The following is a 7225-nucleotide window of genomic DNA, read 5'->3' on the forward strand; positions in this document are numbered from 1 at the left end:
ATCCTTTTCAGCCAACCCCTGATTTTAGAGGCACAAAATGCACCTGCTCCAGCACCGTCTGCTGCAGGCCCTGTGCCGTACGGTCCACCACCACCAGCACCTGCCGCCTGTGGGGACCCAGCACCGGCGCCACCAGACGGCCGCCGATCGACAATTGTTCACACCATGCCTGGGGGATCGCATCGCCGCCGGCGGCGGCAATGATGCCCGCATAGGGTGCGCCCTGCGCAAAGCCCTGCATGCCGTCGCCCAGGATCAGGTGCACATTCGACAGCCGCAGCGGCCTCAAGTTCACCCGGGCCTTTTCGTGCAACGCGCGAAGGCGCTCGATGGTGTACACCTCCTTGGCCAGCAGGCTCAGCACCGCCGCCTGGTAGCCGCAGCCGGTACCCACTTCGAGGATGCGGCCCAGCCCGGCCTTGCCGGCGGGCGAGTCGAGCAGCAGCTCGCACATGCGCGCCACGATGCTGGGCTTGGAGATCGTCTGCCCCAGTCCAATCGGCAGGCTGGTGTCCTCGTAGGCCTGGTTGCCCAGCGCGCTGTCGACGAAATGGTGGCGATTCACCGAGTTCATGGCCTGCAGCACGCGCACATGCTCGACGCCCGCGGCCGCCAGGCGCTGCACCATGCGCTGGCGCATCGCCGACAAATCGACCTGGCCGGCCGCGCCGACCGTGGTCTTGATCGCCATCGGCACCGGCGCCAGCTCGACCGGCACGCGCGTCCATTCACGGTGCACCGCGGACGAGGCCGCGCGCATGCTGGGCGGCAACGCGCCCTGGGCGGGAAAGCCCGGCTTGCGCACGCTCACGGCCCGGCCTCCTGTGCTTCCACCTGGCGCAGCCGCGCCGCGGTCTGGCTCCAGTAGGCCAGGTTCTGGTGGTCGGTCAGATCGACCTTGAGCGGGGTGACGGAGACATGGCCCTGCGCGGTCGCATGGAAATCCGTGCCCTCGGCATCGTCCTTCACGCCCCCGGCATTGCCGATCCAGTACATGGTGTCGCCGCGCGGGCTGGTCTGGGTGATGACCTTCTCGGCCGCATGCCGGCGCCCCAGCCGGCACAGCTTGAACGGCTTGATCTGCGCCAGCGGCAGATTGGGAATGTTCACGTTCAGCAGCCAGGGCGCTGCGTCCCCCCGCCCCACCAGCCCGCCCTGCGCGAACTGGCGCACCAGCGTGCCGGCATACTGCGCGGCCGATCCGATCTCGGCCCAGCCCTTGTCGATCTGCGAGAAAGCGATCGCCGGCACGCCGAACAGATAGCCTTCCATCGCCGCGCCCACGGTACCCGAGTAAATGGTGTCGTCCCCCATGTTGGCGCCGTTGTTGATGCCCGAGACCACCAGGTCGGGCCGGTAGCCCAGCAGGCCGGTGAGCGCGATGTGCACGCAGTCCGCCGGCGTGCCGTTGACATAGCGAAACCCGTTGGCCGCCTGGTGCACATACAGCGGCGCATTCAGCGTCAGCGCATTCGACTTGGCGCTGTTGTTGTGCTCGGGCGCCACAACCTCCACGTCGGCCACCGCCTGGAGCGCCTCGTACAGCGCCACGATGCCGGGGGCCTGGTAGCCATCGTCGTTACTGAGAAGTATCTTCATGAAGGGAGGGACGGTTTGCCCGCATTGTAGGGGGGCTTTGCGACAGGCATGGCGCGGCTGTCGCTCCCGCACCACCATTTCCAAAGCAGCAGGCTATGGTAAGCCATCGCCGGCCCGGCGGCCTTGCTCGCCGCCCGCCGCAAGGGGCGGAAACACCGACGCTTACATCTTGCCCGGCCCCATATCGGCGTGCCATCGGCGTACCACGGGCGTACCATGTAGCGCCATGCAATCCGACTCCTGGCAATCCTGGCTTGTGCACCGCCGCCAATGGCTGCGGTGGGCCGGCGGCGCGGCTGCCACGCTGGCATCCCCTGGCGGTTTTGCCCAGCCCCTGCCAGCCACGCCCTGGCCGGTGACCGAGCAGCTGTTCGGGCTGGGCGTGGCCAGCGGCGACCCGGCGCCCGACGGCATGGTGCTGTGGACCCGGTTGATGCCCAGCCCGCGCCGCCCCCTGCTGGGCCCGCAGCCGGTGCGCTGGGAGCTGGCCCACGACGCGCAGTTCCGCCAGATCGTGCAGCGCGGCGAGACGCTGGCCGAGCCGGGCTGGGGCCACAGCGTGCATGTGGAAGTGCACGGCCTGCCGCCCGGGCGCTGGTACCACTACCGCTTTCTGGCGGATGGCGAGGCCAGCACGACCGGCCGCAGCTGCACCGCGCCGGCGCCCGGCGGCCAGCCGAAGCGGCTGCGGCTGGTGTTCGCCTCGTGCCAGCGCTGGGAGCACGGCTTCTATGCCGCCTGGCGGCATGCGCTGCACGAAGACCCCGAACTGGTGCTCTTTCTGGGCGACTACATCTACGAATACGCCACGCCCCGCAAGCTCGACGGCCTGGCCCGCACCCAGCCCCTGCCCTACCCGCTCACGCTGCAGGACTATCGCGACCGCTATGCGCTGCACAAGAGCGATGCCCAGCTGCAGGCCATGCATGCCCACTGCCCCTGGATCGTGACCTGGGACGACCATGAGGTGGAGAACGACTACGCCGGCAGCGCCGGGGTGGGCGACCGCGATGCATTCCTGCGCAAGCGGCTCGCGGCCTGGCAGGCCTTCTACGAGAATATGCCGCTGCGCGCGGGCACGCTGGCGCGCGGCCTGGCCGCGCCGCAGGTGTACCGGCGCCTGCCCTGGGGCCGGCTGGCCGACCTGCTGGTGCTGGATGCGCGCCAGTACCGCGACATCCAGGCCTGCCGCAGCGCCGGCAGGAAAAGCACCGGCTCCGTGATGCCGGCCGAATGCCCCGAGCTGGCATGGGACACGCGCAGCTTCCTGGGCCTGGAGCAGGAGCGCTGGCTCGGCGACCGGTTGCGCGACAACAGCGCCGCCCGCAACCCCGAGCTGCGCTGGAACGTGCTGTGCCAGCAGACCCTGTTCGCGCCGCGCCGCTATCCCAATGGCCGCACGGCCACCGACAGCTGGGACGGCTACCCGGCGGCGCGCAGCCGCCTGCTGCAGGCACTGCAGCAGCAGGCGCCGCGCAATACCGTGCTGCTGGGCGGCGACATCCACCAGAACTATGTCTGCCGCATCCATGCGCCCGATGCCTCGGGCGCCATCGGCGAGGACACGCCGGTGCTGGCCAGCGAGTTCTGCGGCACCTCGATCACCTCGCACTCGGGCACCACGCAGGCCAAGGTGGACGCGATCGTGCGCCGCAACCCCCAGGTGCTGTTCGCGCGCTGCGAGGAGCGCGGCTACGGGCTGTGCGACATCACGCCGCAGCAGTGGACCACGCGGCTGCGCGCGCTCGACGATCCGCTGGATGCGCGCAGCGGCATCCACACCCAGGCCAGCTTCGCCGTGGCAGACCGCGAGGCCGGGCCGGTGATGCTGTAGCCGCCCGCTCGCCAGCCCGCCGCCGCCCTGCAGCTACTGCTCGGCGATCACGTCGACGAACACCAGCGGCTCGCTGCCGGTGGCGGTGAGGCCATGCGATTCGTTCTTGCGCACGATGGTCACATCGCCCGCTTTCACCGGCAGGTCCCGGCCGTCCTTGTCCTTGAAGATGCCGGTGCCCGAGACGATGATGTAGGTGTCTTCGTTGGTGGTGTGCTGGTGGTAGCCGATCGAGTCGCCGGGCTTGAGCGTGAGCCAACTGATCTCCTTGATCGCCTGGTCCTTGCCGGCCTTGTCGCGGGTGAAGGCATATTCGCCCACCAGCACGCCCGTGCCGCCGCCCGCCTTATCCTTGCTGGCCTTGATCAGGCTCTCCTTGACGTAGACCTCGGCCTGCGCCGGCGCGCCCGCCAGCCCCAGCGCCGCCGCCACCGCGCCCACGCTCCATACCTTTTGCCATGCTTGCATAAACAACTGCCTCCTTGGTTCTTGTCAGACGTCGATCGCCGCCGCGGAGCCCGCCTGCTTGCGCAGCTCGAACTTCTGGATCTTGCCGGTGCTGGTCTTGGGCAGCTCGCCGAACACCACCGCGCGCGGCACCTTGAAGCCGGCCAGGTGCCGCTTGCAGTGGGCCACGATGTCCTGCGCGGTGGCGGCGGAGCCGGGCTTGAGCTCGACGAAGGCGCAGGGCGTCTCGCCCCATTTGGGATCGGGCTTGGCCACCACGGCCGCGGCCAGCACGTCGGGGTGGCGGTAGAGCACGTCCTCCACCTCGATCGACGAGATGTTCTCGCCGCCCGAGATGATGATGTCCTTGCTGCGGTCCTTGATCTTGATGTAGCCGTCCGGATACTGCACCGCCAGGTCGCCGGTGTGGAACCAGCCGCCGCGGAAGGCCTCGTCGGTGGCCGCCGGGTTCTTCAGGTAGCCCTTCATCGCGATATTGCCGCGCAGCATGATCTCGCCCATGGTCTCGCCGTCCCAAGGCACGGGCGCCATGGTCTCGGCATCGAGCACGCGCGCATCGGCCTGCAGGTGGTAGCGCACGCCCTGGCGCGCGTTGAGGCGGGCGCGCTCGCCCACGTCCAGCTGCGCCCAGTCCTCGTGCTTGGCGCAGACGGTGACCGGGCCGTAGACCTCGGTCAGGCCGTAGACATGCGTCAGGTCTATGCCCAGCCGCTCCATGCCCTCGATCATCGAGGCCGGCGGAGCGGCGCCCGCCACCATGGCCTTCACGCCGCCGGGCACGCCGGCCTTGAGCTCATCGGGCGCATTCACCAGCATGCCGTGCACGATCGGCGCGCCGCAGTAGTGGGTCACGCCGTGCTGCCTGAAGGCATCGAAGATGGCCCGCGCCTCGACCCGCCGCAGGCAGACGTTGACGCCCGCGCGCGCCGCCACCGTCCACGGGAAGCACCAGCCGTTGCAGTGGAACATGGGCAGCGTCCACAGGTAGACCGCGAACTTGGGCAGGTCCCACTCCAGCACGTTGCTGATCGCATTGATGGCCGCGCCGCGATGGTGGTAGACCACGCCCTTGGGATTGCCGGTGGTGCCGCTGGTGTAGTTGAGCGCGATCGCGCTCCATTCGTCGGCCGGCATGCGCCAGGCGTACTGCGGGTCGCCTTCGAGCAGGAACTCCTCGTAGCTCGTCTCGCCCAGGCGCTTTTCGGCCAGGCCGTAGAGCGCGTCCTCCACATCGATCAGCAGCAGCGGCGTCTGCGCCTGGCGCAGCTGCAGCGCCCGGGCCACCACGCCGGAGAACTCCGGGTCCACGATCAGCGCCTTGGCCTCGCCGTGGTCGAGCATGAAGGCGATGGTCTCCGCATCGAGCCGGGTGTTGAGCGCATTGAGCACCGCGCCGGCCATCGGCACGCCGAAATGCGCCTCCACCATCGGCGGGGTGTTGGGCAGCATCACCGCCACCGTATCGTTCTGGCCGATGCCGCGCTGGCTCAGCGCGCTGGCCAGGCGCCGGGCGCGCTCGTAGGTCTGCAGCCAGGTCTGGCGCAGCTCGCCATAGATGATGGCGGTGCGCTGCGGATAGACTTCGGCCGCGCGGCGGATGAAGGCCAGCGGCGTGAGCGGCTCGTGGTTGGCCGGATTGCGATCCAGCTGCGCGTCGTACATGTGGGTCATGAAGCCTCCTGCGCGCACTGTGCCACAACTGGGGCAATTCGAGCCGGCGGACCGGCAAATATTGATGTAAATGCACGCCTGCATATACCCATCAAGCGTTGCGAGCTATCATTTTTGAATAGTTGAGCTGGCGCCGCATCCGTCACAATAGCGCGGTGTCCATTCCCCAGTCGTTCATCCAGGAGCTGCTGTCCCGCGTCGACGTGGTCGACGTGGTGGGCCGCTATGTGCAACTCAAGAAGAGCGGCGCCAACTTCATGGGGCTGTGCCCCTTCCATGGCGAGAAATCGCCGTCCTTCAGCGTCAGCCCGTCCAAGCAGTTCTTCCACTGCTTCGGCTGCGGCAAGAACGGCAATGCCATCGGCTTCCTGATGGACCATGCGGGGCTGGGCTTTCGCGAGGCGGTGCAGGAGCTGGCGCAGCAGACCGGCATGCAGGTGCCGGAGGACGACAACATCTCGCCCCAGCAGCGCGAGCGCGCCGCCGCGCAGCGCAAGCAGCAGGCCACGCTGAGCGAGGTGCTGGAAAAAGCCGGCGATGCCTACCGCCGGCAGCTGGCGCAGTCGCGCCGCGCGATCGACTACCTGAAGGGCCGCGGCGTCTCGGGCCAGATCGCCAAGCGCTACGGCCTGGGCTATGCCCCCGAGGGCTGGCGCGCGCTGGCCAGCGTGTTCGCCGAATACGACAACCCGCTGCTCACCGAGTCGGGCCTGGTGATCGAGTCGGACGACGGCGAGGGCAAGCGCTACGACCGCTTCCGCGACCGGGTGATGTTCCCCATCCGCAACGTGAAGGGGGAATGCATAGGCTTTGGCGGACGGGTGCTGGGCGACGAAAAGCCCAAGTACCTCAACTCGCCCGAAACCCCGGTGTTCCACAAGGGCCGCGAGCTCTACGGCCTGTTCGAAGCGCGCACCAGCATCCGCGACGCGGGCTATGCGCTGGTCACCGAAGGCTATATGGACGTGGTGGCGCTGGCGCAGCTGGGCTTTCCGAACGCAGTCGCCACGCTGGGCACCGCCTGCACCAGCGAGCATGTGCACAAGCTGTTCCGCTTCACCGACACCGTGGTCTTCAGCTTCGACGGCGACGCCGCCGGCCGGCGCGCGGCGCGCAAGGCGCTGGAAGGCGCCCTGCCCTATGCCAGCGACACGCGCAGCATCAAGTTCCTGTTCCTGCCGGCCGAGCACGACCCCGACAGCTTCATCCGCGAGCACGGCGCCGATGCCTTTGCCCGCCACGTGGGCAGCGCCATGCCGCTGTCGCGCTTTCTGCTCGAAGCCGCCGCCGAAGGCTGCGACCTGGGCCAGGCCGAGGGCCGCGCCCACATGAGCAGCAACGCCAGGCCGCTGTGGAACCTGCTGCCCGAAGGCGCGCTCAAGCGCCAGCTGCTGGCCGATTTCGCCCAGGCCGCGCAGCTGCCCGCCAGCGAGCTGGACACCATCTGGCAACAGGCCACGCAGCAGGAGCTGCTGCGCCAGCCGCAGGCCCACCACGCCGCCCCTGGCCCCCATGCACGTAGCGCGCCCGCCCGGCCCGGCGCCCCGCTGGCGGAGGCGCCGCCCTGGGCCGCCGACGACGCGCCCCCCTCCTGGGAGCCGGCCGACGCCGGCATGCCCGGCCATCCCGGCGAATACGCGGGCCGCGGCCCGC

The 7225-nt window shown here is 69.2% G+C and carries 6 protein-coding genes; 2 read left to right on the forward strand and 4 right to left on the reverse strand.

What is annotated here, in order from left to right:
* Positions 1-7: 7 nt before the first annotated feature.
* Together ACODRX_RS24285 and surE are read right to left on the reverse strand one after the other, a co-directional pair.
* A complete protein-coding gene (locus ACODRX_RS24285; RefSeq protein WP_488874116.1) occupies positions 8-811 on the reverse strand; it encodes a protein-L-isoaspartate(D-aspartate) O-methyltransferase in 804 nt (267 codons plus the stop codon).
* Positions 808-1599 carry a 5'/3'-nucleotidase SurE gene (gene surE, locus ACODRX_RS24290; protein ID WP_488874117.1) on the reverse strand — a complete coding sequence of 264 codons (792 nt, stop codon included), beginning with the start codon at positions 1597-1599 and terminating at the stop codon, positions 808-810. The genes ACODRX_RS24285 and surE overlap by 4 nt, the downstream gene beginning before the upstream one ends.
* Positions 1600-1825: 226 nt before the next feature.
* Between surE and ACODRX_RS24295 the strand changes: the two genes are divergently transcribed.
* A complete protein-coding gene (locus ACODRX_RS24295; RefSeq protein ID WP_488874118.1) occupies positions 1826-3433 on the forward strand; it encodes an alkaline phosphatase D family protein in 1608 nt (535 codons plus the stop codon).
* 33 nt (positions 3434-3466) lie between these two features.
* Here ACODRX_RS24295 and ACODRX_RS24300 read toward each other — a convergent pair whose 3' ends face one another.
* Both ACODRX_RS24300 and ACODRX_RS24305 read right to left on the reverse strand, forming a co-directional pair.
* Complete coding sequence (locus ACODRX_RS24300) at positions 3467-3901, reverse strand: cupin domain-containing protein (protein WP_488874119.1); 435 nt, start codon at positions 3899-3901, stop codon at positions 3467-3469.
* 24 nt (positions 3902-3925) lie between these two features.
* The gene (locus ACODRX_RS24305; protein ID WP_488874120.1) at positions 3926-5572 is read right to left on the reverse strand and encodes an acyl-CoA synthetase; all 1647 of its coding nucleotides are present in this window, start codon (positions 5570-5572) and stop codon (positions 3926-3928) included.
* 155 nt (positions 5573-5727) lie between these two features.
* On the opposite strand from ACODRX_RS24305, the gene dnaG reads away from it, so the two are divergent.
* The coding region (dnaG, locus tag ACODRX_RS24310; RefSeq protein WP_488874121.1) for a DNA primase at positions 5728-7225 on the forward strand (1498 nt) is incomplete at its 3' end.

Source organism: Comamonas sp. FG99 (assembly GCF_057808605.1).